23 protein-coding genes are annotated in these 24936 nt (G+C 55.0%); 10 read left to right on the top strand and 13 right to left on the bottom strand.

From position 1 onward, the window contains the following. The first annotated feature begins 1 nt into the window (after window position 1). Together fmt and rsmB are read left to right on the top strand one after the other, a co-directional pair. On the top strand, window positions 2-937 hold the full coding sequence (fmt, locus tag GSQ86_RS18275; RefSeq protein WP_158751428.1) for a methionyl-tRNA formyltransferase: 936 nt from the start codon (window positions 2-4) through the stop codon (window positions 935-937). Continuing rightward, a complete protein-coding gene (gene rsmB / locus GSQ86_RS18270) occupies window positions 934-2289 on the top strand; it encodes a 16S rRNA (cytosine(967)-C(5))-methyltransferase RsmB (RefSeq protein ID WP_158751426.1) in 1356 nt (451 codons plus the stop codon). The genes fmt and rsmB overlap by 4 nt, the downstream gene beginning before the upstream one ends. Here the strand turns inward: rsmB and GSQ86_RS18265 are convergent. Genes GSQ86_RS18265 through aroB form a run of 5 tightly spaced genes read right to left on the bottom strand, consistent with a single transcriptional unit; the run spans window position 2286 to window position 6739 of the window. Further along, window positions 2286-3047 carry a PASTA domain-containing protein gene (locus GSQ86_RS18265; RefSeq protein WP_158751424.1) on the bottom strand — a complete coding sequence of 254 codons (762 nt, stop codon included), beginning with the start codon at window positions 3045-3047 and terminating at the stop codon, window positions 2286-2288. The genes rsmB and GSQ86_RS18265 overlap by 4 nt on opposite strands. Further along, complete coding sequence (locus GSQ86_RS18260; RefSeq protein WP_158751423.1) at window positions 3044-3460, bottom strand: OsmC family protein; 417 nt, start codon at window positions 3458-3460, stop codon at window positions 3044-3046. Before GSQ86_RS18260 ends, GSQ86_RS18265 begins: the two co-directional genes overlap by 4 nt. 10 nt (window positions 3461-3470) lie before the next feature. Next, window positions 3471-4904: a cation diffusion facilitator family transporter gene (locus GSQ86_RS18255; protein WP_174239989.1), complete on the bottom strand. Its 1434-nt coding sequence runs from the start codon at window positions 4902-4904 to the stop codon at window positions 3471-3473. 9 nt (window positions 4905-4913) lie between these two features. Next, window positions 4914-5657 (bottom strand): ubiquinone/menaquinone biosynthesis methyltransferase, encoded by a 744-nt coding sequence (locus tag GSQ86_RS18250; protein ID WP_158751421.1) that lies wholly within the window; start codon window positions 5655-5657, stop codon window positions 4914-4916. Then, window positions 5654-6739 carry a 3-dehydroquinate synthase gene (aroB, locus tag GSQ86_RS18245; RefSeq protein ID WP_158751419.1) on the bottom strand — a complete coding sequence of 362 codons (1086 nt, stop codon included), beginning with the start codon at window positions 6737-6739 and terminating at the stop codon, window positions 5654-5656. Before aroB ends, GSQ86_RS18250 begins: the two co-directional genes overlap by 4 nt. Window positions 6740-6833: 94 nt before the next feature. Between aroB and nadB the strand changes: the two genes are divergently transcribed. Next, a complete protein-coding gene (gene nadB / locus GSQ86_RS18240; protein WP_158751417.1) occupies window positions 6834-8402 on the top strand; it encodes an L-aspartate oxidase in 1569 nt (522 codons plus the stop codon). Here the strand turns inward: nadB and GSQ86_RS18235 are convergent. From GSQ86_RS18235 to GSQ86_RS23695, 4 genes are all read right to left on the bottom strand, one after another. Next, window positions 8399-9304 (bottom strand): TerC/Alx family metal homeostasis membrane protein, encoded by a 906-nt coding sequence (locus GSQ86_RS18235; RefSeq protein ID WP_158751415.1) that lies wholly within the window; start codon window positions 9302-9304, stop codon window positions 8399-8401. The two genes, nadB and GSQ86_RS18235, sit on opposite strands and share 4 nt — an antisense overlap. A 3-nt stretch (window positions 9305-9307) precedes the next feature. Next, a complete protein-coding gene (locus GSQ86_RS18230) occupies window positions 9308-10270 on the bottom strand; it encodes a M28 family peptidase (protein ID WP_158751408.1) in 963 nt (320 codons plus the stop codon). Further along, window positions 10270-11013, bottom strand: coding sequence for a twin-arginine translocase subunit TatC (gene tatC / locus GSQ86_RS18225; protein ID WP_254062477.1), 744 nt, complete (start codon window positions 11011-11013; stop codon window positions 10270-10272). The genes GSQ86_RS18230 and tatC overlap by 1 nt, the downstream gene beginning before the upstream one ends. Window positions 11014-11080: 67 nt before the next feature. Further along, window positions 11081-11512 (bottom strand): twin-arginine translocase TatA/TatE family subunit, encoded by a 432-nt coding sequence (locus GSQ86_RS23695; RefSeq protein WP_158751404.1) that lies wholly within the window; start codon window positions 11510-11512, stop codon window positions 11081-11083. 715 nt (window positions 11513-12227) lie between these two features. On the opposite strand from GSQ86_RS23695, the gene GSQ86_RS18215 reads away from it, so the two are divergent. From GSQ86_RS18215 to GSQ86_RS18205, 3 genes are all read left to right on the top strand, one after another. Beyond that, window positions 12228-15395 (top strand): YncE family protein, encoded by a 3168-nt coding sequence (locus GSQ86_RS18215; protein WP_158751402.1) that lies wholly within the window; start codon window positions 12228-12230, stop codon window positions 15393-15395. A gap of 342 nt (window positions 15396-15737) precedes the next feature. After that, complete coding sequence (gene nadA / locus GSQ86_RS18210; RefSeq protein WP_254062476.1) at window positions 15738-16988, top strand: quinolinate synthase NadA; 1251 nt, start codon at window positions 15738-15740, stop codon at window positions 16986-16988. A gap of 185 nt (window positions 16989-17173) precedes the next feature. Then, complete coding sequence (locus tag GSQ86_RS18205; RefSeq protein ID WP_158751401.1) at window positions 17174-17608, top strand: DUF2203 domain-containing protein; 435 nt, start codon at window positions 17174-17176, stop codon at window positions 17606-17608. Window positions 17609-17613: 5 nt separating this feature from the next. Here the strand turns inward: GSQ86_RS18205 and GSQ86_RS18200 are convergent, their stop codons facing one another. Continuing rightward, window positions 17614-19134 (bottom strand): ATP-binding protein, encoded by a 1521-nt coding sequence (locus GSQ86_RS18200; protein WP_254062475.1) that lies wholly within the window; start codon window positions 19132-19134, stop codon window positions 17614-17616. A 156-nt stretch (window positions 19135-19290) separates the two neighbouring features. On the opposite strand from GSQ86_RS18200, the gene GSQ86_RS18195 reads away from it, so the two are divergent. The 4 genes from GSQ86_RS18195 to GSQ86_RS18185 all read left to right on the top strand — a co-directional run bounded on the left by GSQ86_RS18195 (window position 19291) and on the right by GSQ86_RS18185 (window position 21066). Beyond that, window positions 19291-19725: a Fur family transcriptional regulator gene (locus GSQ86_RS18195; RefSeq protein ID WP_158751400.1), complete on the top strand. Its 435-nt coding sequence runs from the start codon at window positions 19291-19293 to the stop codon at window positions 19723-19725. 58 nt (window positions 19726-19783) lie between these two features. Continuing rightward, a complete protein-coding gene (locus GSQ86_RS23735) occupies window positions 19784-20095 on the top strand; it encodes a redoxin domain-containing protein (protein ID WP_305782165.1) in 312 nt (103 codons plus the stop codon). Beyond that, on the top strand, window positions 20080-20319 hold the full coding sequence (locus GSQ86_RS23730) for a redoxin domain-containing protein (protein WP_305782164.1): 240 nt from the start codon (window positions 20080-20082) through the stop codon (window positions 20317-20319). Before GSQ86_RS23735 ends, GSQ86_RS23730 begins: the two co-directional genes overlap by 16 nt. A gap of 195 nt (window positions 20320-20514) precedes the next feature. After that, on the top strand, window positions 20515-21066 hold the full coding sequence (locus GSQ86_RS18185; protein ID WP_158751398.1) for a carboxymuconolactone decarboxylase family protein: 552 nt from the start codon (window positions 20515-20517) through the stop codon (window positions 21064-21066). 208 nt (window positions 21067-21274) lie between these two features. Here GSQ86_RS18185 and GSQ86_RS18180 read toward each other — a convergent pair whose 3' ends face one another. The 3 genes from GSQ86_RS18180 to GSQ86_RS18170 all read right to left on the bottom strand — a co-directional run bounded on the left by GSQ86_RS18180 (window position 21275) and on the right by GSQ86_RS18170 (window position 24905). After that, the gene (locus GSQ86_RS18180; protein ID WP_158751395.1) at window positions 21275-22876 is read right to left on the bottom strand and encodes a radical SAM protein; all 1602 of its coding nucleotides are present in this window, start codon (window positions 22874-22876) and stop codon (window positions 21275-21277) included. A 287-nt stretch (window positions 22877-23163) separates the two neighbouring features. Beyond that, a complete protein-coding gene (locus GSQ86_RS18175; RefSeq protein ID WP_254062474.1) occupies window positions 23164-23781 on the bottom strand; it encodes a YdcF family protein in 618 nt (205 codons plus the stop codon). Window positions 23782-23867: 86 nt separating this feature from the next. Next, window positions 23868-24905 carry a M28 family peptidase gene (locus GSQ86_RS18170; protein ID WP_254062473.1) on the bottom strand — a complete coding sequence of 346 codons (1038 nt, stop codon included), beginning with the start codon at window positions 24903-24905 and terminating at the stop codon, window positions 23868-23870. Between the last annotated feature and the right edge of the window lie 31 nt (window positions 24906-24936).

The following is a 24936-nucleotide window of genomic DNA, read 5'->3' as shown; positions in this document are numbered from 1 at the left end:
CATGCGCCTCGTCTTTTGTGGCACGCCGCAGTTTGCTGTTTCCACGCTGAAGGCGCTGCTGCATGCCGGGCATGATATCCAGCTTGTGGTAACGCAGCCGGATCGGCCAAGCGGGCGTGGTATGCAACTTGTGGCTCCCCCAGTGAAGCAAACGGCACTAGAGGTCGGTCTGCCGGCAGTGCAGCCGGAAAAGATCAAGAATAACCAGGAATTTCGTGCGCAGCTGGAGGCGATTCAACCAGAGGCCATCATTGTTGTCGCTTATGGCCGTATCATCCCGAAGTGGATGCTGGATCTGCCTCGCTTTGGCAACCTGAACCTGCATGCATCGCTGCTGCCGAAATACCGCGGCGCGGCCCCTATTCAATGGGCTGTAGCCAACGGCGAGCCGGTTACCGGCGCGACGACCATGCGCATTGACGAAGGGCTGGATACGGGCGACATGCTTCTGCAGCGCGAGATGCCGATCGCCCCCGATCAGACATCGGAGGATATCTTTCCGCTGCTTGCCGAGATGGGCGCGCCGCTGATGGTGGAAACGCTGGAACAGCTGACAGCAGGCACGATAGCGGCGAAGAAGCAGGATGATAAGCAAGCGACGCTCGCTCCTATTTTGAAAAGGGAAGACGGCTCGATTGATTTCACGCGTCCTGCGATGACGATTTACAACCGCTGGCGCGGCTTTCAGCCGTGGCCGGGGGTCTACACGTCTTTTCGCGGGAAAAAATTGTCGCTGCATCATATGCATCCGATGGAGTTGAGTGGAGAACAGAGTATTCCGGCCCAAGTGCGAGTGGATCGTGAGCGGCTTTTCGTCGATTGCGGCTCGAGCAGCCGACTGGAGATTTTTGAAGTCCAGATGGAAGGCAAGAAGCGCATGCCAGCTGCGGATTTTCTGCGCGGCTACCAGTTGAAAAACGGCGATCGACTGGGATGAAAGGCGTTGCTCCAGCGCGCGCGGCTGCTTTTGAAATATTGTTGGCGGTGGAACGCGGTTCGGGAAACAGCGACGAGCTGCTGTATCAACCAGCGATGGAAGATCTCTCGCCACAGGACCGCAATCTGACTATGAATCTCGTGATGGGCGTGCTTCGGTGGCAGATTGCACTGGATGCGCGTATTGCGGCTCTTCTTAGCCGTCCGAAAGCACAGCTCGATACAGCTGTGCGAGTCGCCATGCGTCTCGGTGCTTTCCAGTTGCTATATCTTGATCGTGTTCCCCCCTATGCCGCAATTGGAGAGAGCGTCGAGTTGGCTAAGAGCGACGGGAATAAATTTGCCGCTGGTATGGTGAATGCCATCCTGCGCAAAATTGCGGGCCAGGGTAAAACAAACGATACAGTAGAAGTTACAAATCTATCGACACTCGCCGATCTATCTGCGCATCCACGATGGCTGGTTGAGCGCTGGGGCAGAAATCTTGGATTTCAAGCGGCCAAACTTATCTGTGAATATGATCAGGAGCCTGCGCCTGCATTCGTCCGATTGCTAGCGCCGGATGCAGAAGAACGGCTGCTCGCTGAGGGCATCGAGCTTGCGCCCTCAAGTTATCTTGCAAATGTACGCAGAGTGCTATGGGGAGATATCTCAGCTTCGACCACGTTTCATGAAGGGGTGGCGCGTATTCAGGATGAGGGTTCACAGCTTGTCGCTGAACTCGCAGGCAGGGGACAGAAAATTCTTGATGCATGTGCCGCTCCTGGCGGCAAGACGGCAATCCTTGCGGAACGTAATCCAGGAGCGCAGATTACCGCTTGTGATGTTAGCAAGCGTCGTCTGGATGCAATGCAGCGGATGCTTAGGATAGAACGGTTTGACTGCTCTATAGAGTTTGTAACCGATGATGTTGCAAAAAGAGCGTTCCATCCGGAATTCGATCTTGTCTTGTGCGATGCTCCGTGCAGCGGAACGGGAACACTGGCGCGAAACCCGGAGATTCGCCATCGGCTCAACGAGGATGGACTGAAGCGTCAGCAGACGCGTCAGATAGAAATTCTGACTTCCCTGATGCGCAGTGTAAAACCGGGAGGGAAGCTGCTCTATTCAACGTGCTCTCTCGAGCCTGAGGAGAATGAGGCTGTGGTGCAGGCCGCTCTTCGCAGCCGCGAGGATTTTGAAATCGTTCCATTGGACGGAGAGATTGATCGACTGGAACAGGCTAGAGTCCTGCTACGTGAGGGAGCGCAGCAACTGCGCGATACGGCCGTGGTTGATGGCTGTTTGCGTACAATTCCCGGAGTCCACCAATGCGATGGATTCTTCGCTGCGCTGCTTACACGTCACAATTAGTGTGCAACCGTGAATTGTACCGGTGTGCTCGCATCGATGTGAGATCCGGGCGGTGGCGCTTGACTAATGACGGTGCCTGGGGGTACCGGCGTAGTGGGTGCTTGTCCTGCGTCGGTGGGCGTAATGGATGCAATCGGCATTCTCGCCTCAAGCGGCGGCCCTGTTTTTAAGCCGCTGTGTACGATGGTGGCCGCGGCGGTCGGAAAGAGCTGTCCGGTAAAGTCGGGCATCACGTAGGCCGGCGGTGCGGGTGTTGTTGCATCCGCAACGAGCAGGCTGAGGCTAGGGCGCTCGACCCCTTCCGCGTCTGGCGCAGGGTTCTGTGCAATTACTGTACCGCCAGCCACTCCGGGGTAAGGCATGTGGGCCACGTTGCCGAGGTCAAGGCCGCCTCGCCGAATGGAGATGGTTGCAGTGCGTTCGGGCTGTCCGATTACGTTCGGAATGGCCATGCGTTGCGGGCCGAGGCTTTGTGTGATGCGAACGCGCCACTCGCGACGAACGGTGACGCCGGATGCAGGTGTTTGCGTGAGCACGCGCCCTGAGGGCATTTCAGCGCTATAGAAGCGATTGTCAACGCTGAGGTTCAGATCAAGTGCAGCCGCTTTGCGCATCGCTTCTGCTACCGTCAGTCCGCGAAAATCGGGAACAGACACCTCCGCCCCGTGGATGGCGAAGTGCATGGTGGTGATCGCCGATAGCAGCGCCACCACGCATAGTAACAACGCCACCAGCCCGAGACGGAAGAAGCGGATCATTTGCCCTGCGCCTCGTCGGCATATTCGATGGCGAAGTCGATGGCTGCGCTCTTCTCGAGCATTTTGCTGATAGAACAGTATTTGTCTTTGGACAGCGCTACGGCATCTTCCATCGCTTTTTTTGATACTTTGCCGTCGACCCGATAAATCAGCCGTATGTGTGTAAAGACGCGAGGAGGCGCGGGGGCCTGTTGCGCTTCGGCTGATACGACGAGGCTGGTGAAGGATTCGCGCTTTTTTTGAAGAATGCTGACGACATCGACTGAAGTGCAACCGCAGAGCGCGGCCAGCACAGCTTCCATGGGAGTGGGACCAGCGGTGTGTGCCGGATCTGCGTCAAAGTGGATGGTGTGGCCACTTTCAGAGCGGCCGTCAAACTGCATGCCTGATTTCCATTCTGCGCTGGCGATCATGATCTTCCTTTTAGTGATGATGATTGTCGGTAGCTGGTTCCGGATGAATGAGCACGCGATTCGCTTCGGGGCACTCAACCTTAAAGCGGTCTTCAAGAGCAGTGATGACCTCATGGACGCGCTGCATTCGCATGTTGTCTGGCAAGGTGCAATGACAGGAAACCTGTACACCATCGCCGATGCGCCCGACGACGACTTCATGGATGTCGATAATTTCCGGGAGAATCGAAGCTGCATGGCGCAAATGCTTCTCGATCGTCTGGTCGGTTGCCACACTGAGCGGGCGCTCGATCGTCGCGGGCTCGCTCTCAATGTGCGTCAACACGGATTCGATCTGTGGCAGCTCGTCACGAATCTCCTGTTCAATGAGCTTGACGAAAGTATGAGCTTCACGCAGCGTCATCTTTTCAGCGACTTCAATATGTTGTTCTACTCTCAGCTTGTCGTTAAAAGATTGCACGCTGACATCGTGCAATACGACATTATTGCGCGCAGCGATTGCCCGTATCTTGTCGAAGATGCTTTCCGCAATGCCGGGTCTCGGCACAGTATGGATGACGACATCGGCGTCGGGCAGCACGCGCTGCACTGCTTCAGTGGCTTCTTTTACGAGCTGTTCGGTGTGTTGGAATGTTGATTGACGAGAGAGTGACAGCGTGAGGTCGGCGAAGTAAGAATTGCCGGACCGCCGCATGCGCGCCTGATCGACAGAGAGCACGCCTGGTGTATGCCGGACTTCGGTTAGAACTCGGTGCCGGGTTTCAACCGGAACCGTGTCCACCAATGCAGCAACGGTACGGTATGCCAGCTTGCCGCTGAAATAAAGAATCATCATCGAGACGCAAATTGCGGCGATGGGGTCGGCGAGCCTTAGCCATGAAATATGAAATTGTCCTCCAAGCCACGAGGCGCAGAGTCCGATAAAGACGGCCACGGTTGACCAGATATCTGAAGCAAAGTGCAGCGCATCTGCCTCCAGTGCCTGACTGCGATATTTGTTCGCGACCGCAAGGAGCTGGCGCGAGCGCCATAGATCGACGCCGATAGAAAGTAGCAGAACCAGCAGCGGCCAGAACGAATAGTGAATGGCGACTGAATGAACGAAGATGCGCCTGACGGCCTCGGATGTAATCCAGATGCTTGAGGCCAGCATGAGAAACGTTTCGACAAATGCAGAAACATTCTCGATTTTGCCGTGGCCGTAGGGATGGTCCTCGTCGGCGGGCTTATCGGAGACTCGTACGGAGAGAAATGTCAGCCCCGCGCCAGCCAGATCAATGCCGGAATGTGCGGCGTCAGAGAGCATGCCGAGGCTTCCGGTTAAAAGTCCAGTGATGAGTTTGAGTAGCGTCATCACGCTTGCCGCCAGCACCGAGACCATGGCAACAGAACGTTTTTCGCTCCGGGCGCGAGAAGATGTCGTTGCTGTTGTGGCGTGCATCATCACTGCTAACTAGGGTTTCACACCACGGTAGAGACCTGCAATGCCGAAGCTGTACGGCTGCCAGGAAACATCGACGAAACCGGCGCTGCGCATTTGGTCGAGCATTTCAGCTGGCGGCGGAAAATGATGCACGGAAGCCGGCAGATAGGCATAAGGTCCGGTCGTGCCAGAGATGCGTGACCCGATGGCTGGAAGAACGCGCCGGAAGTAAAAGGCGTAGAGCTTGCCGGTAATGCCGGAAGGCTCGCTGAAGTCGAGGATGCCGAACTCGCCGCCGGGCCGGAGAACGCGGTAAAACTCTGTGAGGCCTGCGAGGTAGTTCGACAGGTTGCGGAAGCCGAAGGCCGAGGTAACGAGGTCGATGGATGAGGATGCCAACGGCAGTTGCAGCGCGTCTGCTTCCACGGCAACGGCGTTGTGTCTTAAGAATTTGCTATTGCCGCGAATCAGCATCTGGTGGGAGAAATCGGCGGCAAGAACAGGCTTCGCGTTCGCAGGGCGATGGCGCAGCAAGGCCATCGTCATATCGCCTGTGCCGCAGCATATATCGAGGATAGTCGTTTCAGGGCGCGCGAGAATATTCTGGAATTTACGAGCAGTGCGCCACCACCACAGGCGATCGATATTCATCGAGAGCACATGGTTCAGCAGGTCGTAGCGTGGCGCGATGCTGTCGAACATGTCACGCACAGCGCGCGCAGCACTCTGCGGATCGGACGTCCCAGCTGGCTGTGCTCCCTGAGTCGGCATCATACCTCTCGAACGCGGGCGAGCATCCAGTCGATCGCCTCGATCAACTCGACGTCTTTTACATCTTCTACCACGGTTGCGCTGCCGATTCCTTCCGGCAGTATGAAACGACGTACTCCGGCACGATTCTTCTTGTCGCGCGAGGCAGCTTCAATCAATTTTTGCGCGGTGGCTTTGAATGGCGGCAGCGGCCCGTAGGCAAGGATGGTCCGTTGCACGCGATCGGCGTCTGCGGAAGAGATTGTGTTACGCGAACGGCCAAGCTGAAGGGCCGCCAGCATGCCCCAGGCTATCGCTTCGCCGTGCAGCAGCTTTCGGTAGTGAGTTGCAACCTCAATGGCATGTCCGACGGTGTGGCCCAGGTTCAGAATCATGCGCAAGCCTGACTCTCGCTCATCAATGCCAACTACTTCAGCCTTCATTTTGATCGAAACGGATATGACGTACTCGAGCGCTTTGCTATCCCGTCTGAGGATAGCTTCGACATTGCGCTCCATGAAGCGGAAAAGGCGCGCATCGCGAATGATACCGGCTTTGATACTTTCGAAAAGGCCCGCTCTCAGTTCGCGGTTGGAAAGCGTCTGCAACAGGTCGATATCTGCATACACCGCGAGCGGATGATGGAAGCTGCCGATTAGATTTTTGCCTGATGCGAGGTTAGCCCCCGTCTTGCCGCCTACGGATGAATCGACTTGTGCGAGCAGTGTCGATGGTATCTGGATGTAGTCGATGCCGCGCATGTATATGGCCGCCAGAAAACCACCCATGTCGCCTACGATGCCGCCACCGAAGGCGATCAGCAGCGAACTGCGATCGGCTCCCGCTGCGGACATTTCGGTGGCGAGCCGCTCCACCTGCGCCATGCGCTTGTGCTGCTCGCCTGCAGGCAAAAACAGGACGCATGGCTGATCCTGCTTCGGAAAAGAGGCGAGAAAACGCTTCGACCAGAGAGCCCAGATTTCCGGAGAAGTGAGGACGAAGATGCGGCTTCGCTTCGGCAGGCGACGGTAGAGAGTTGGAAGAATGCTGCTGCCCACGATCACGGGATATTGGGCCGATGCTGTTTTGACTTGTATCTTACGCACGCTCTTTTCATCGTATCGCAGGCGAGCTTGCTGAAGCTTTTGATGGCTAAAGCGAGTCTAAGAAAGTTGCACACAGGTGGTAGCCTCAAAGTTTATGGAGATTGCTAAACAAACGGACTATGTGATCGTGGGCGCCGGCATCGCAGGCCTGCGGGCCGCGATCGGATTGTCTGATGCGGGCCGGGTTCTAGTCATTACTAAGGAAAAACTGGGCGAATCGAATACCAGCTATGCGCAGGGTGGCATTGCCGTAGCAATGGGCGGTGATGAGGATGTGTCATTGCATCTGGAAGACACGCTGCAGGCGGGTGACGGGCTGGTGAATCGCGACGCTGCGAAGGTTCTGGTCGAAGAGGGGCCGCTGCGGGTCGAGGAGCTTCTGCAGTGGGGCACTGGCTTTGACCGTCATAATGGCGAGCTGATGCTCACGCGTGAGGGAGCGCACAGCCGGAACCGGATTCTACATGCAAACGGAGATGCGACCGGCGCTGAGATTGGTCGCTCGCTGCTGGCTCATGCCCGCGCGATAGAAAACATCACGCTGCTTGAGTGGACGATGTGCGTTGATCTGATCGTTCAAGCCGGGGAAGTGGTTGGTCTCACGGTCATGGATCGCGATGGGCGTCTGCACGATATTTATACGCGTGCCGTTCTGTTGGCCAGCGGTGGGGCAGGACAGGTATATAGCGATACTACGAATCCTGCTGTGGCTACCGGCGATGGCATCGCGATGGCGTACCGTGCCGGAGCGGAAATCTCGGATATGGAGTTTTATCAGTTTCATCCTACGGCGCTGAGTCTGCCGGGCGTTCCACGGTTTCTATTGTCGGAGGCGCTGCGGGGTGAGGGTGCATATCTGCGTAATGCCCAGGGAGAGCGCTTCATGGAGCGGTATCATCCGCTGCTGGAACTTGCTCCGCGCGATGTTGTGGCGCGTGCGATTACTCGCGAGGGAATCGGCGCGAATGGGGAGCAGCTACCGGTTCATCTCGACATGAGGCATGTGCAGGGCATGGATTTTCATAAGCGATTTCCCGGTATCTCTGCTTTCCTGGCGCGGCATGGGTTTGATCTCGGCCGCGACCTGATTCCGGTAAGACCTGCGGCGCACTATCTAATGGGCGGTGTGAAAACTGACGTGGATGGGAAGACATCTTTGAAGCGCCTGTATGCCGCTGGTGAGGCGGCTTGCACCGGCGTCCATGGCGCAAACCGGCTTGCCAGCAATTCGCTGCTCGAAGGTCTGGTCTTTGGTGCTCGCGCAGCGGAAAAGATGCAAGAAGAGCCTGTATTTGCTGCCAAAGACAATATGGCGTCTGATATGCGGACTGCTTCTGAAGGCAATACGGAGGATTTGCTGCGGCAGTTACAACAGATTATGTGGCAGAAAGCGGGGTTACTGCGCGATGCTTCGGCATTGCGGGAGGCTCAATCAGAGCTCAAATATATCTGCACTCTACTTCCAGCAAGCGTGAGCCGTTCTGCTCTGGAGTTGCGAAACCTGCAAGCGATCGCTGAACTGATTGTGCATGCAGCATTAGCCCGGGAAGAGAGCCGCGGAGCCCATTACCGCAACGATTTTCCACGGCGCGATGATGTGCGTTTCCAGAAACATTCGGTCTCGTGTAAGGATGAGGTGGCAGTGCAATTCGCTGCTGACTAGCTAAGCTTCTTTTCTGGAATGAGTTTGCTCGCGATCGCGAAGATTGCCAATGTCGTCAGGATGACAGCCAGGGATATCGTGACGGGAACTTCGATCCAGTGCGCGAGCAGCATTTTAAGAGCGACGAAGGCCAGAATTACTGCGAGGCCGTAGTGCAGCAGACGAAGGCTGTCGAGCATTCGGGCGAGCACGAAATACAGCGAGCGTAGCCCAAGAATCGCAAAAATATTGGATGTGTAGACGATGAACGGGTCACGTGAGATAGCCAGTACTGCCGGAACGGAGTCGAGCGCAAAGATCAGGTCCGTCGCTTCTACGGCCAGGATCACAAATAGCAATCCCGGCATCGCAAGCTTGATCCCAGCCTCGCCTTGATCTTGTACGCTGCGCAGGCAGCAACGCTGCAGCCAGCTCATGATGCCCGGTGCTGAGTCGTCTCCCTGCTTGTGGCGCAACAAGCGGATGGCTGCGATCAGCAGAAATGCGCCAAAGATGTAATTTACCCACGCAAAGCGGTTGAGCAGCGAGACACCGACAGCGATGAATAGCGCGCGCATGACTATCGCTCCGAGCACGCCCCACATCAGCACGCGGTGTTGCTCGTCGGTATTTAACCGGAGCGAGCGAAACATGAGAAGGAAAACGAACAGGTTGTCGATGCTGAGAGAGCCTTCGATCAGGTAGCCGGAGAAAAACTCGAGTCCCGGCTGGCGGCCTTGCGTTTTGGATAAAAAGAGTGCGAAGCCAGCAGCCAGAGTGGCGAGAAAAACTGTCCATGCCCAGGCATTACGTGCCTGGGTGGAGTGGCTTCCTCGTTGCAGAATAAAAAGATCGACCGCGAGCAATACGACCACCAGCACGTGGAATCCGATCCAGTACGAGATGGTCGCTCCGGCGATCATAGGCTAGCGTAGATTCAACAGGCGGATGGTTTCCAATATCGTGCTACCTACGATGGTCAGGCTCTTCGCGCTGATTTTGTCCATCGTATCCTGTGCCGTGTGGTGGTAAGCGTTCTGATAGCCGTAATCGAGATCAATCACGTCCGCCGTAGGGACCCCGCGTTTCACGAAGGCGAGGTGATCGTCTTCCACTTCCGTCTGTTGCTGATAGAAGTAGGACTGGTTGCCATCTTTCGCGGCTGCATGCTGGATCAGGTCGAGCAGCCAGCCTGTCGAGTTCCCATCGCGTTGGATATCGAGGTCCTTGTCACCGATCATGTCGAGCAGGATAAAAGCTTTGATGCGTTTGAGAGTGCCGTCGTTTTGCCATTTTGCCGCGAGATGGCGGCTTCCGTAGGTGCTGTCGGACGCTGACCACTCTTTGAAGGCTTCTTCGCCGTCGAAGAAGACGAGCCATACGCTGTAACCGTCGAGCGTGCGGCCACGGAGGTGGTTGGCCATCTCAATGAGAAAACCCGTTGTCGATCCGCCGTCGTTTGCACCGACGAAGTTGATGTTGCGGAGCGGATAGTTTGTCTCGTAATGCGATCCCAGCACGATCACGCCGTCTTTTTTGCCGGGGAAACGGACGATGAAGTTGTGCATCGTCTGGGGGCCGATGGCCGTGTTCATCGTGAAGGTGTCTTCTTCAAGATTGTCTTTCGCGAACTGCTTCTTGATGAAGTCTTCAGCTTTGACGTGCCCGGGACTGCCTACCCACCGGGGGCCGATGGAGACGAACTCGCGCGTATATTCGAGTGCCCGTGTTCCGTTGAAGCTGTCAGACGTGGCAGCGTACGAACTGTTGGCCTGAAAGAAACAAAAAACCAGGAGTAAAGCCAGCGAAAAGAATTGGGGGATCCCATCTTTTTGTCGAAAGGCACGACAAAAGGATGGCGCACCCTGAGTCTTTGTGAGCCGCGGCATCAGGAGGCGGCCTCTTCTCTCTTCCGTCTGCGGCGGGTGGGGTGGACCATGAAGGCAACGCCGATGCTGATGAGGTAGAGAACCAGCATGGGGGTGGCGAAGACGCACATGGTCAGGATGTCCGGTGTTGGGGTGATGATGGCCGCGATGATGAAGATGATGAGGATCGCGTAACGCAAATTTTTCCATAGAAAGCGTGCGTTGACGATCCCGAAGAGCGCCAGGAACATGACAAGGATCGGCAGCTCGAAGGTGACGCCCAAACCGAGGATGACGGTCAGAAAGAGATCGGTGTATTCATTGATCTCGATGAGCGGGTTGAAATCTTTGTTGAACGTGAATAGAAAGTCGAGGGAGCCGGGGAATACCCAGCGGTAGCCGAAGAAGGCTCCTGCTAGAAAGAGTCCCACCGTAGCCATCATGAACGGGGTAACGAAGCGCTTCTCGCTCTTATAAAGCCCCGGGGATATGAAGAGCCATACCTGATAGAGGATGAATGGCGCGGAGATGATGCAGCCGGCCATAAAGCTGATCTTCAGGTACATGTTGAAGCCGTCGATCGGGTTGTGATAATTCAGCAGCGCCGGCTGGTGATGCTTGGCGAGCGCGTACTTGATCGGCTTTTCCATGAAGCCGTAAATTTTTTCGTGAAAGCCGTAGGCGATGAAGAAGCCTGCCACGAGATAAATGACCGAGTGCACGAGGCGGCGGCGCAGCTCTTCGAGGTGCTCGAGGAGGCTCATGCCCGGCAATTCCGCGCGTTCTGTTACTGCATTTCGGGCGCGATCTAAGAGGTTTTCTTTCTCGCCATCAGCCATGGTGGATGGAGGCCTGCTCGCTTTCGGACGGTGTGGCGGGTGGGTTTGCCGCTTGTTCTTCTTTGGCTACCGCTTCCTGGTAGCCGGGATCGATCTCTGGGACGGGAAGGTCCTTGTTATAGGGCCATTCCGTGGCGCTGACGGGCTCGCCGGTGCTTGGCGGCATGATCGTCGGCTGGGTGGGGGCCGGGATTTCGGCGGGAAGCTGGCTGGCGGGCTGGGAGGCGGCCTGCTCGATCTGCTTTTGCCGTTCCTGCTGCTCCATGGTGCGCAACTCTTCGTCTATCTGCATCTTGAATTCGTTGCTGGCGCGCCGAAACTCGGCGAGAAGTTTGCCGATCTGGCGCCCTATTTCAGGGAGCCGCTTAGGGCCGAAGAGGATCAAGGCCAGCAGAAAGATGAAGATGGAGTCGCCGAAGTGCATCTGATTCCCATCATGATACCTGTCGCGGAGGACGGGTCACAAATATAGCTTTTTCGGCGTCAGACCTACCCCCTGGTCTTTTGTACGGAGATCGTTTATTTTCAATGGTTTACGAGTAAAATCCCGTACGGAGATCGTTTATTTTCAAGGGTTTAGCCTTGTGGCGATCTCTAAGATTTTTAAGATTTATGGTCTCTATATCTATTTATGTAATTACGCCATAAATCTGCCACGCCCTGTGAGCTGCTTGTAAGTCATTGGAATAGATAGATTTATTTTGATTTACGCCGTTTGGCATACTTGACAAGCGGTGAAGCTGAAGACGTTTTTGGCGCCCGGGACTCACTTCGAGCAGTTGTGTCGGATCAGCAAATGACCTTAATGGGGTGAATCTGGTTCCTTTGCGCTCAAAATACTGCACCCTCGTCTGGATTAAGCGCGGAAAAGCGACATTATCGGGAAAATCAGCGCAATCCTAAATGCTCTTTCCAGTACGACTCGGTTTTATCTATGGGTTGGTGCAATTTCGGTGTGGCGAAAGGTGTGACAAGCTGCGGCGAAATAAAGCCTACGCTGTTGTCGGTAAATGGCCCGGAGATTTCGCAATAACTGCGAACCAATCGGAGAATATTGACTCGCCAAACCTGAACCTTAGATACTGAAGCTGCCCCCATTGCTCGCTGATTGATTTGAATCCGAGGACTTCGCTCTACGCATGAAGAACGCGCTTCCGGCATTTTCGCATTCGTTCGCCTGCTCAACCTCATTACACACAATCCTTCTTCTAATTACTGTTGCTGCACTTTGCGGCTGCGGCATTCACGTCGGTCCCGGAGAAGCTACCGGCTCGCAACCAAAACCGCCAGGTGCGAACTTCAGTTTGTCGCTTTCACCGTCGAGCGTCACCATCGCTGGCGGTGCTTCCAAGTCCCTGTCGATTTCCGTTACCGGTTCTAATGGGTTCAACTCCCCCGTAGCGATTCAGATAGCGGGCTTACCCTCCGGCGTAACCATTTCTCCGTCTGGACCGTCGGTAACTCCTGGAATTTTGCAGCAGCTTACCATTACGGCCTCCAATTCTGTCACTGCGTCCACCGCGACGGTGACATTTACCGGCTCCTCCGGTTCCTTGCGGCATACGGCGCAGCTAAGCCTGACAACACAAGCTTCTCTTCCCGTCAGGACCTCCCTTACGCGCACGCGATATGTAAAGACAGATGCGGTGAACCCGTACGCTGTAATTTACGACTCCAACACAAACCGCTTCTTCATGAGTGATCCCGGGACCAACCAGATCATGGTGCTCGACGCCGGCACTCAGAAAGAGATCGGGGCTATTGCTGTTCCGGGCGCTTACGGAATGGACGAAACTCCAGATCATACGACACTCTATGCAGGCACCCAGTTGGGAGATATATATGCGATCGATCCGGTAGCCATGAAGGTCACACGTCGCTATATCGCATCCCAGATTGGCTCGAGCGGATACGATGCCTATTCCGTCAGGACACTCAGCAATGGCAAGCTTGCATTGTTGGGGGGGCAAGGAGGTATTCCAGGCGTCGATGGTTATGACGGCTTTGCTATCTGGAATCCATCCGATAATACGATCGCTGCGTACAGCGGATCCATTCCCAATTGCATTGCAGACGGGCATATCTTCGGATTCACCGTCACCGGCGATCGGGCGCTGGTGGTCATTTATGCTGGCAGTTCTCTTTGTACCTTTAACCCTGTTACGGGCCAATTCAACTCAGCGAATGTGATCGGATCGCAGATCACAACGACTCCCGATGGAAAATCCATCCTGATTATTCAGAACGGCAATCTGGCTTCTCAATTCGGTCAACCGACACAGATCTTTGTGTTTGACGCCCATACGCTTTCGCAAACAGCGTCCTTCCCAGTGACCGATGTCAACGGTCCGTTGCTACTTGTCAGCCTAGACTCAAAAACGCTTTACATCACGCCGGAATTTGGCTCTACTGCGTACGCGTATGACATTGCCAGAGGCAGCAATATCGGCTGGATACCGGATTTCTTTTATGGCCCTACATCCAGCCCGTGGATTCAGGCTGTCGATAACACGGGGCTACTCGCCGGACCGGTGACCGAAGGCATCGGCATGCTTGACACTGCGGCGCTGCGGACGGGTCCTGTCGGCACCCAGTTCGCGAATGCTTATCTCACCCCGCCCACCGGTCCCGTGACTGGGGGAACGCAAACGCAATGGAATGGTTCGGAAACAGGGGCGTTGAGCGCTGTTTATTTTGGGGGCAACAAGGCCTCGTCAATCTCGGGATCCGGAACCTTCTATGGGACAACACCGCCCGGTGCTCCCGGCCTGGTGGATGTTTATTCGCTGATGGCAGATGGCGGCATGCAGGTGATTCCCAATGCGTTTAGCTATGGGCCCACGATCCTCGAAGTAACTGGGGATTCATCGACGGCCGAGGGCGGCGGCATGGGCATGGTCTTCGGGTATGGCTTTGGATCGGTGGACTATGGTGCTGCTATTCCGACGGATCTGCAAATCAGTGTTGGCGGCAAACCAGTAAAAATCAGTCAGTACTTTCCAAATGCATATAACTCATCCAGCCCGCCATCTCTTTTGCAGGCTGCAGCATACACAATTCCTGCCGGCGTCGCAGGAGGATCCGCAGATGTCACTATCACCACTCCGTCAGGAGCGTCTGCTTTTCCCGCAGCCATCCATTATCTGCCACCGATCCAGCAATTCCCGCTGGCAGGCGCGGTGCTGGCGCAGGGTATCTATGATGCAAGACGGGATCTCTACTACTTCACTGACGCGGCGGAGATTCGAGTTTTCTCAAAAACACAGGGACAGTGGCTTACCCCTATCCAGGTTCCAGCTGCCCCCCAAAATACAACGCACCGCCTGTGGGGAATCGCACTCTCTCCTGATGGAAGCAAGCTCGCCGTCTCTGACGCCACCGCAGGAATGATTTATCTTATCGACCCGGATTCGACAAACTCAGTGCGATCCTTCCCCTTCAATGTGCCCTATTTTGCTGGCTTCCCTGAACCATATCAATCCGGGTTAATCACCAATCCAGCAGGTCTTGCTGTCAGCGATTCGGGAATGATTTACTTCGCTGCCTTTACTGTCGGCGGAGAGGGCTTCGATTACTTTTTCAAGCTCGACACAAACTCCGACAAGATCAAAGACTACGGCATTGATGGCTTCGGCGGTCCCTTGTACAAGGTGGCAATCAGTTCTGATAATTCTCGCGTTTTCTTTAACAACGATGGTTCCGTCTTCAGCATCGACACGGCAACGGATACGCTCAATTGGTCCACCGCAGGCCCCGGCTGCTGCTACGGCGACTATGATCTGGCCTTGTCGAGCGATAACAGCCGGGTAGAGGCCACCAGCTACCTATATGATCCTGCGCTGAACGCCGAGTCTTACCTTGTATTGAATGATCGGGAAGCAGATTACTTTGCCTACGTCTACGGCACGAAACTGAGCCCTGATGGAAGCCTGCTATTTCAGCCATCGATCAGCGGGATCGATGTCTTCGACGGTAGATTGGGAATCCTGCGTACAAGGATTTCCTTGCCGGTTCCAATGTCGCAGAACTACGACGCGCTGGTTAGCGACGGGAAAGATAACGTCCTCATTGCGATTACCGGGCAATATGGGAGCGGCATTGCAATCGTAGACCTCGGTTCTCTTCGCGAACCGTCTCACTCGCCATATCCGGGCGCTGATGACAAATCTTTACTGTCTGTCGGTAGTGCTCAGCGAGTGTCAAACCTAAGAAACGTGGTCGGTGCCAATAAAGCGGCCGCAGCAAACAATAGGCCCAACTCACTGATAAAACACGTCGTAAATACCGGCTTGCTGCCGAAACAGTAACGCGATTGTTCAACCATCCTCTTGTCTAAGAAGCAATTGGGAATAAAACACGCCAAGGCACAGTGAGGTATCTCGGATAAAGTGTGTTTCCTGTCGCCTTGGGACTCCAGGCCTTAGCGCTGTTTGACCTTTTAGACTGACGTATTCTCGGTAAGCTGCCGCGTGATGGGCAGCCTGGAGATCGGTCAATGTCGCAGGAAACATGAATCCAGACTGACCTGCCAAAAAAACAAATCAAGACACCGCCGGAACTGCTTTGTATTAAAATCGAATGAAATCGATTTGCCGGCAGAGGCGCATTTTCTGCGACGAATACCGTAACGGCACATCGAATTTACAGGGTTGCAACATCCCCGTGGGTTGAGCGGCTTAGGCCGCGGCGAATCCTCTGCAACCATGATTGCTTTCAACATCCCCGTCCAACGAATTGGACTGAAGGCGGAAAAAGAATTGAGCGTACTTACGGAAGAAGAAGTATTGTCGGCCCCTGCGATTGAGCAGGACGTTTGTTCCCTGGATAACTACCTGGCCCAGCCGGATCACGGCATGGACGAGCGCATTGCGGCGGCGCGCGCCAAACTGGGCAACACCACAATTCTGCTGGGGCACCACTACCAGCGGGACGAAGTGATCTGCTTTGCCGATTTCACGGGCGATTCCTACAAATTATCTAAAGTTGCTGCCGAAACCGAGGCAAAATATCTGGTTTTCTGCGGCGTGCACTTTATGGCCGAGAGCGCCGATGTGCTGGGGCGCGACGACCAGCAGGTGATTTTGCCTGACCTGAATGCCGGCTGTTCGATGGCGGACATGGCGGAGATCGGGCAGGTGGAAGATTGCTGGGATTCGTTGATGGCCGTAGGCCTGAACCCTGGCGACGTTCTGCCTATCACGTACATGAATTCGACGGCTGCTATCAAAGCATTCTGCGGCGAGCGCGGCGGGCTGGTTTGTACTTCGTCGAATGCGGGCAAGGCCTTTGACTGGGGTTTTGCGCGTGCGGAGAAGATTCTGTTTCTGCCCGATCAGCATCTGGGACGGAACACTGCGTTTGCGATGGGGATTCCGCTGAACGAGATGGTGGTGTGGGACCCGTACCAGATCAATGGCGGCCTGACGCCTGCCCGGCTGAAGGCGGCGAAGGTCATTCTGTGGAAGGGCCATTGCTCGGTACACCAGCGCTTTCTGCCGGAGCATGTCGATAAAGTTCGCGCGAAGTATCCGGGGATCCAGGTGATCGTGCATCCGGAGTGCCGCTGGGAGGTTTGCCAGAAGGCTGATGCGCTGGGCTCGACGGAGCGGCTGATTCAACTGGTGAACGATGCGCCTGATGGCACGATGTTTGCGATCGGCACGGAGATCCATCTGGTGAACCGGTTGGCGAAGGAGTTTGCGCCGAAGGGAAAGAAGATCATCACGCTCGACGACACGGGCTGCCTGTGCACGACGATGTACCGGATAAGTCCGCAGCACCTGGCCTGGGCGCTGGAGAACTTGATCGAGGGGAATGTGGTGAATCAGATCAAAGTGCGCGACGATGTGAAGCACTGGGCCCGGGTGGCTCTGGATCGGATGTTGGAGATTCGGGCTTGATGGCGGAGCGGCTCGGTTCTTAAGATTTTTCGGCTTTTAGGAGAAGGACCCAGGTTAGCTTCGCGAACCCTTCGGCTTCGCTCAGGGCAGGCTCTGGGGCACCCGTATTTGGCACCTCCATCACCCGCATTCGGGATGCCGCATTCTGTTACGGTTATTCTTTTCTGGAGAATTAGAATCATGGTATGAAGACGTTCACGCTGGATGAGGCGCAGTCGCTGCTACCGATACTGGAATCGCTGCTGAAGCGGGCGGTCGATGGCAAGCGGCTGGCTGAGGAGAAGGACGCGAGCCTGCAGGAGCTGCGGCAGCGTATCTTTCTTTCCGGTGGCATGCAGGTGAATGTGATAGCGGTAGCGCGCCAGCGGGCTGAAGTTGACAAGCTGGTGCAACAGGCTAAGGACGCTATTGCAGAGATCGACTCGATCGGCGTGCAGGTGAAGGATCTGGAGATGGGCCTGCTCGATTTTCCCTGCCTGATCGATAGTGAGATAGTGCTGTTGTGCTGGAGGATGGGCGAGTCGCGCATCGATTTCTGGCATACGATTGACGCAGGCTTTCGCGGCCGACAGCCGCTGGATGAGCGCTTTGGCCGAAACAGGTCGGAGAGGCCGAACTGAGCGGTCTAGGCTAACTCATCCTTGTTACGTTGAATTGCAGCGGAAAAGGGCAGAAAAATTGTAAAGACGGTACCGCTTTTGCCTTTTGCCTGACTGCTGCGGACACGAAGCTTGCCCTGATGCCGGTCGATAATTTCCTTCGTTACCCAGAGACCTAATCCTGTACCACCGAAGCCCTTTGTGGTGAAGAAGGGTTCGAAAAGTTTTGTGAGCGTCTGGCGGGTCATGCCGGTTCCGGAATCTGCGACGGTAAAGGTCATTCCTTTTTTGCCGGACTTCCAATCCGTGCCCGCGCGGCTGCGTAGAAGGAGACGCCCGCCTCCGGATGGCGCCATGGCATCAATGGCGTTGCTAACGAGATTGCTGATGATCTGTCGGATCTCTCCCTCAAAACACCGCACCGTTTTTTCCGCGCGAAGACGCGTTTCGACTTGCACATGCGCGTTGACGATGCGGCCCTGATAGATGGAGGTCACACTGTCGATGAGACTCTCTGACGAAACTTCCTGCGGGCTGGTGGATTGCTTGTGAAAGCGCAGAGTCTGGTTGCTGATGACGGAGACGCGGCGTAATTCTCGTTCCGCAGTGTCGAGGTATTCCTGAATTTTTGCAAGGTTGTTGCTGTGACGAGCGAGATAAAGAAGATTGGTAACGGACTCGAGCGGATTATTGATCTCATGAGCGATGGAGCTGGCTAAACGGCCTACGGCTACCAGCTTTTCGTTCTGGACGAGAGCCTGCTCTGCCTTTTTCTGCTGTGTTATTTCAAGCGATGCCGCAGTGATGGCCTGAACGGATCCATCGGCGGCATATACGGGGAAGTAGCTTACCGTCCAGTAGCGATACTGTTCCGGATCCGTGACGAGCGTGCCCTCGAGGGGATAGTTGATCACCGGCTCGCCAGATCGCACTTGTTCGAAAAGCTCGCGAAGGCCTTCGATGGGCGCCATTTCAGTGAGGGTTCGCCCGACAACCTGCTCTGGAGCGAGGCCGAAGAACTGCGCCTGGCGATCATTCAGGCGCAGATAGCGGAAATCTTTGACGTCGAATAATGCAAGTCCGATAGGGGCTGTGCGGTAGAGCGTTTCGATCTCGGAGATTTGGCGCTCGGCCTGTGCGCTCTTTTCAAGAAGGGCAATCTGGACCATTCTCTCCTGCGTGATGTCGCGAAAGAAGATCGTGATGCCGTCTTTCGCCGGATAACTTTGGATTCGCAGCCACAAGTTAAGAGACTCAGGGTAGAAGGCTTCGAATTCAGTCGCTAAGCCATCTTCCATGCTTTTGCGATAGTTTTCTATATAGGGCGAATTCTCGTAGACGGTGGCGGGGAAGCTCTCGAAAAGATTTTTCCCAAGCACTTTTCCGTCAGGAGAGATCAGTTCGCGGGCCTGGCGGTTGAGGAATGTAAAGTTATAACTGCGATCGAGAAAGATAATGGCGTCGGTCGTGGCGTCGAAAAACTGCGCCATCTGACTGCGAAGAAGGGCATCGTCCTTTTGATCGACATTGAGAGGATTGTTCAGCATCCACTTTCCTTTTTCAACTTATTTCTGAGATGCAACGCGTTGGCATTTTCTTATTCAAAACTTAAAGATAATGCAAGCCGGGATGGGTCGCAGAGGGTGGGAAGAGTGTAGGGCGGTCTTTGACAAACGATAATTATTATCGTTTAATAGAAATTGATGAGCGCACAGGAAATCAAAGAGTTTCGAGAGTTGTGCGAGCGTGCAGGGCTTGCTGCTACTCATCAGCGGCAGGTAATTTACGAAGTTCTCAAAAACATGCACGGGCACCCAAGCCCGGAAGAAGTGTATGCGCGGGTGAAGCGCAGAATACCTTCGATCTCGTTAGCAACTGTTTACAAAAACCTTCATCTATTTATAGAGAGCGGCGTTTTCCGCGAAGTGAGCCTGCATCACGGCTCGCTTCGGGTGGAGATAAATCATAAGCCGCATCATCATCTTGTTTGCACCTCCTGCAAATCGATCTCCGATATCGATGCGGAGGCTTTAGGACTGGCCACGCAATATGGCAAGCTGCCAGGCGGTTTTCTGGCGCAGCGTTTTGCCGTAGATGTGCTGGGATTGTGCGCCGATTGCCAGAAAAAAGCTGATTAATCTTCAACCTTTCATATCAATTTTCTTACTGAACCAACTTACTTAAAAGGAGTCATACATGCTGAGTGTAGGCGAGAAGTTCCCTAATTTTTCTGTGACCGCAACTGTGAGCCGCGACAAGAACAAGGCGTTTGAGACGATTACGAACGAGAGCTATCCGGGCAAGTGGAAGGTGTATTTCTTCTGGCCGAAGGACTTCACGTTTGTGTGTCCGACGGAAATTGCTGCATTCGGCAAGATCAACAATGAGTTTGCGGACCGTGATACGCAGGTGCTGGGCGGCAGCATCGATTCCGAATTCGTTCACCTGGCATGGCGCAATAACCATGACGATCTGAGGGACCTGCCTTCCCGATGCTCGCCGATGTGAAGCGCGACCTGACGGAGCAGCTTGGGATTCTTGATCCGGCAGCTGGCGTGGCGCAGCGCGCGACGTTCATCGTCGATCCGGAAGGCGTAATTCGCTTTGTATATGTGACGGATCTTTCGGTGGGCCGCAATCCGCAGGAAGTGTTGCGTGTGCTCGACGCGCTGCAAACCGATGAGCTTTGCCCCTGCAACTGGCAGAAGGGCGAAGAGACGCTGGCTGTCTAAGGACTGCTGTCCAGACGGAAATGGCGGGACGTTTGTCTCGCCATTTTTAGAACATTTGTGATGATTTGCTCCGATCGATGAGGAATTCCTAGCCAGATTGGTTTGAGATTCTTCCTCCCGTTGGTCGTCAGAATGACGGCCAGTCTGCAGGTAGTTGCAGATTGCGATTTTGGGGCATGAAGAAAGGATTTGAATATGCAATTGGATCAGTTGATTGATGGATTGCCGAGTCATGCGAAGGATTTGAAGCTGAATTATTCGAGCCTGGTGCGGCAGAATACGGAGCTTACGAAACAGCAGCTTTGGGGCACGGTGGTGGCGAGTGCGATTGCCACGCGCAAACCTGAGTTGACGGCAGCGGTGCTGGAGGAAGGTGCGAAGCAGCTTTCTGCACAGGAGTTTGACGCAGCGAAAGCGGCGGCTTCGGTGATGGGAATGAATAACATCTACTATCGCTTTCTGCATCTCACGTCGAATGAAAAGTACGGCACGATGCCGGCGCGTTTGCGAATGAATGCGATGCGTACGCATGGTGTCGATCACAACGACTTCGAGCTGTGGTCGCTAGCGGTTTCGGCGATCAACGGCTGCGGCAAGTGCGTCGATTCGCATGACAAGGTTGTACGCGACAAGGGTGTGAGCGAAGAAACGGTGCTGGCTGTGGTGCGTGTGGCTTCGATTATTCACGCGATTGGTACGGTGCTGGATGCGGAACGTGTGGCGCAGAGCGAAGCTGTTGCGGTCTAGATTTTCCGGTAGCTATAAACCGCCGTCATTCGGACGACCGAAGGAAAGTAAGAATCTCAAGTAGGCTGGTTGGGGATTCTTCTCCCGTGGCTCAGAATGATGACTTTCGTTCCTGGTCTATACCTAGGAATTTGCTATAGGTTTTTTCGGATGATTAAAGAGGGGGGATATTCCAATGAAATATCCCCCTTTTTTCTGACTGCCGGAATTAATTTTCAGGGAGGACGACGAAAGGCCCTGTTTCATCCGGACGTGCGTTCCGTAGAAACGCGGGCTGATGCAGAGGAGCCGGGAAGGAGAATTCCCATGCGGGAGATTTCAGGTCCGGCAGCGGCTTTGCATGGAAGAGCTTTTTGCATTGTCTTGCCGTCCATCGCGCCCATGATTTGGATTTTTTTCTGCGGGCGCTGTCGGTTGAAATTCCAGTTCCGGCGTACATCTGCCGGTAGAGTTTCGAAAGAAACATAAAAGCGATTCGGGCGCGCAGGGTTGGAGTGCATGCCGATCTCTGCCAGATTGCGGTCCAGTTATAAAACCTGTCCCAGACCTTTTGCGTGCGCTCCCGAATCTCATCGGAGCTCATGGATGGGTGAGGGGTGAACATTTTGGGACGAACTTCGGTCGGAATGAGCCAGTAGCGAGTAATCGGCACATCGCCGACCAGCGTTGGGCTTTTGGCCTGCTCTTTTTCCCATCGAGTAAAATCCACGGTTCCGGGAAATGGGGTCATCATGACGAACTGGGCAAAGGTTACGCCGGCCTTCAATGCCATCTCGACCGTTGCATCAAAGGTTGCGGGCTTATCGGTCGGTAGTCCGAAGATGAATGATCCGAGGACATGGACGCCGTGCTGTTTGAATGTTTGGAGCTGCTTCGCGAGTGCTTCGCCGGAGTAGTTGAAATCTTTGTAGACAGCCTTGAGTCCTTCCGGAGTGACGGCCTCCACTCCAACCAGAGCGCCCTTGATATTGGCTTTGCGCATCGCGTCCAGATATTCGCCGTCTTCGCCTGCTTCCATGGTGATCTGGGTAAAGAAGACCATGTCTTTTGGTAGCTTTGCGAGCTCTTCCATGAGTTGAAAACGCTCTGTGCGGATTGCTGTCAGCTCTTCAAGTTTGGCGAGATTGTTCTGCTGCCTGGCCAGGCGCAGATCGGTCAAGGTAACGGGATAGAAGTTGTCGTCGGCGAGGGCGATAAAGCGGAAGCCGATCTGGCGCAGATGGACGATTTCGTCGATCACGCTTTGGTAGCGTCGCTGACGGGGCTGCTGTCCATCGGTCCGCCAGACGCTGCAGAAGGAGCAGTGCTTCGGGCATCCGCGAATGGTCTGTACCGAGGCCCACATATATTTATCGCGCGGCATGAGGTCCCATCGAGCAGCCAGAAACTGGCTTCCTTCTATCCGTCCGCCCTCGTAGATGCTGGATGGATTGCCGGCCAGGCAATCGGTGACGACCTTGCCCCACGCGAGATCGCCGTCGCCCTTTACGACTGCATGAGCACGACCGCGTTCCAGCGCTTCTTCAGGGAAGAGCGTTGCATGGATGCCGCCGTACACGACCCATGCGCCACGTTCGCGCGCTATGCGTCCGACCTCATATCCGCGCAAAGCATTGCCCGTATGTACGCTGATGCCGACGATATCTCCCGGCAGGATACTTTCCGGGACAATCTGCTCCAGCGACTCATCGACGAGAATGGGGTCTCCCGCTGACCGGGGAGTTGCCGCTGCTAGGACAAACAGCCATCGTGGCGTAATGACGGCCGTGCCAAAAGAATTGTCGCTGGGATTTACTAGATGAACACTCATCGGATCCAACCTTTCCTCGTGCGAGTACGGTGGCATCAGAGAGTGTTTTCTCAATTGGATAAATCACTTGCCCAGGTTCATGTTGTGATTTCCGATCAGGACTTTTCCCACTGGACCTTGTTGCAATCATACATACCGTGAGCGACATTTAGCGCCATATCACGCCATATTTGTTTCTAAATTCACCGCCGGCCTGAAAATCGCAATTTCTTGTAGCAACCCGCCAATAGCGCTAGTGGGCCATATGCTGGTCGCGTCTTCGCTCTCGCCGCTATACCTTAGCGAAACTAATTCGGCAGATATTTTGATGGCGGGAAGCCATGCAGGTGGATGCGAAAACAGGTTCGGGCTTCTTTCCACTCGAGCTGCAGCTTTTTCGAAAGGCTGTATTCCGGAGGCCATTGCGCGGGGTGCGTTTTCCATTGCAGTTGCGGATAGTGATGGAGGATGAGTGCGGTGCGCGGCAGGTGATAGGGAGAGCTGATGACTTCCGTCGTGTGCCAGCCATGCGCTTCCATGATTTTGTTCGAGTAGTAGATGTTCTGGATGGTGTCGTGTGCCTCCACAAACTGATTATGAGCGGCGGTGCCGGTTATGATGATCTCGCTGCTGACGCCCTTTTGATATTCTCGAACGCCTTCCATGACGCGCTCACGCTGTTCCGGCGTGGGTGAGCCGTCGGCCTTTGTGGGGCAGCCGAGGACAATGAGGGCGTCTACTTTATTGAGATTTGCATTTTGACTTGAGGCGAAGAAGTAAAGGCCGAGAACGGTTGCCGGACAGATAAGGCACACAATGATGAGGACGATGAGTATTTTGAGCGTGGTCCGCATGAGCACAGGGTACATCGTGTGCCACACCGCGCCAAAAAGCTGTCTAAACGTGGCGAAGGCGAAGAAGCTCATCTACGGATTGTTTGAGATTCTTCGCTTCGTTCAGAATGACGTTTTATGTTGGTGTTAGTTTTTTCGAGAAAAAATGGCTGTCATGGCTAGGGCTTGCCGTTGGGATTCCAGGTTGGTTTCCAGTCAGTGTTGGCGAGCCAGGTGATGGGTTTCACCATGGATGAGATGACGGTGGTCATGTAGGGTATATCGAGCTTATCGATCTCGTCGCTGGGCTGGTGGTAGTCCTTGTGCAGGTTGAAGCTGGAGACGGTTTGCGCGATGATGCCTTTTTTCGCAAGGGCGTAATTGTCGGACCGGCGGAAGAACTGCTCCTTCGGATGCGGATCACCGGCGAGGTGCGCGCCATGTCCGGCGAGCGTGGGGCCGAGGTTCGAGCGCTCCCAACCGGTGAGCCAGAAATCGCCTGCGGGGACCGCGGGATCGGGGCGTCCGATCATTTCAAATTCGAGATTGGTGACGATGTGATCGAGCGGCACGGGCGGGTGATCGATGAAGTAGCGGTTGCCGAAGCCGCCGATTTCCTCTGAGCCGAATAATGCGAAGATGATGGTGCGTTTGGGGCGCTTGCCCTGGCTGAGCACGCGGGCGAGTTCGATGACGGCGGTGGTGCCGGAGGCGTCGTCGTCAGCTCCGTTGTAGATGGTGTCGCCATTGACGGCGGGGCCGATACCGAGGTGGTCGAGGTGCGCGGTGAGCAGAATGGCGTCCTGCTGCGTCTTTGAGTCGGAACCACGAAGGACGGCGACGGCGTTCCAGGTTTCAGTACGGGGGGTATCCTCGTATTTCGCAAGGCGCTGCTTCAGACGGTCGGGAAGCGGGTCGGGCAGAGGCGCTTTCTGAATGAAACTACCGTTGTCGCCTGCGGGTTCAAGGCCGAAGCTTTCGAATAGCGAGGCGGCCCAGGTGGCGGCGATGTGCTCATCGCGGGTGGCGCTGCCGCGTCCGTGGAGGGAGTCGGAGGCGAGGAAATTTTCATCGGCGCGAACGCACTGATTGCAGAAAGAGGGATGGCTGGCGGCGGCTGCGACGCGACAAAAGGGTACGAGCAGTGATATGACCAAGACTAGGCGGATGGATTTGTGCATAGTGTGTGAGCGCAGTATATCGAAGATAAAAGACACGGCGCGCTGTTCCGCGGGGTTAGTGCTTAGT

The sequence above is a fragment of the Acidobacterium sp. S8 genome, assembly GCF_009765985.1.
Taxonomy (GTDB): domain Bacteria; phylum Acidobacteriota; class Terriglobia; order Terriglobales; family Acidobacteriaceae; genus Alloacidobacterium.
Note: the sequence above shows the minus strand (reverse complement) of the source record. Positions and strands in the feature narration are given on the sequence as shown.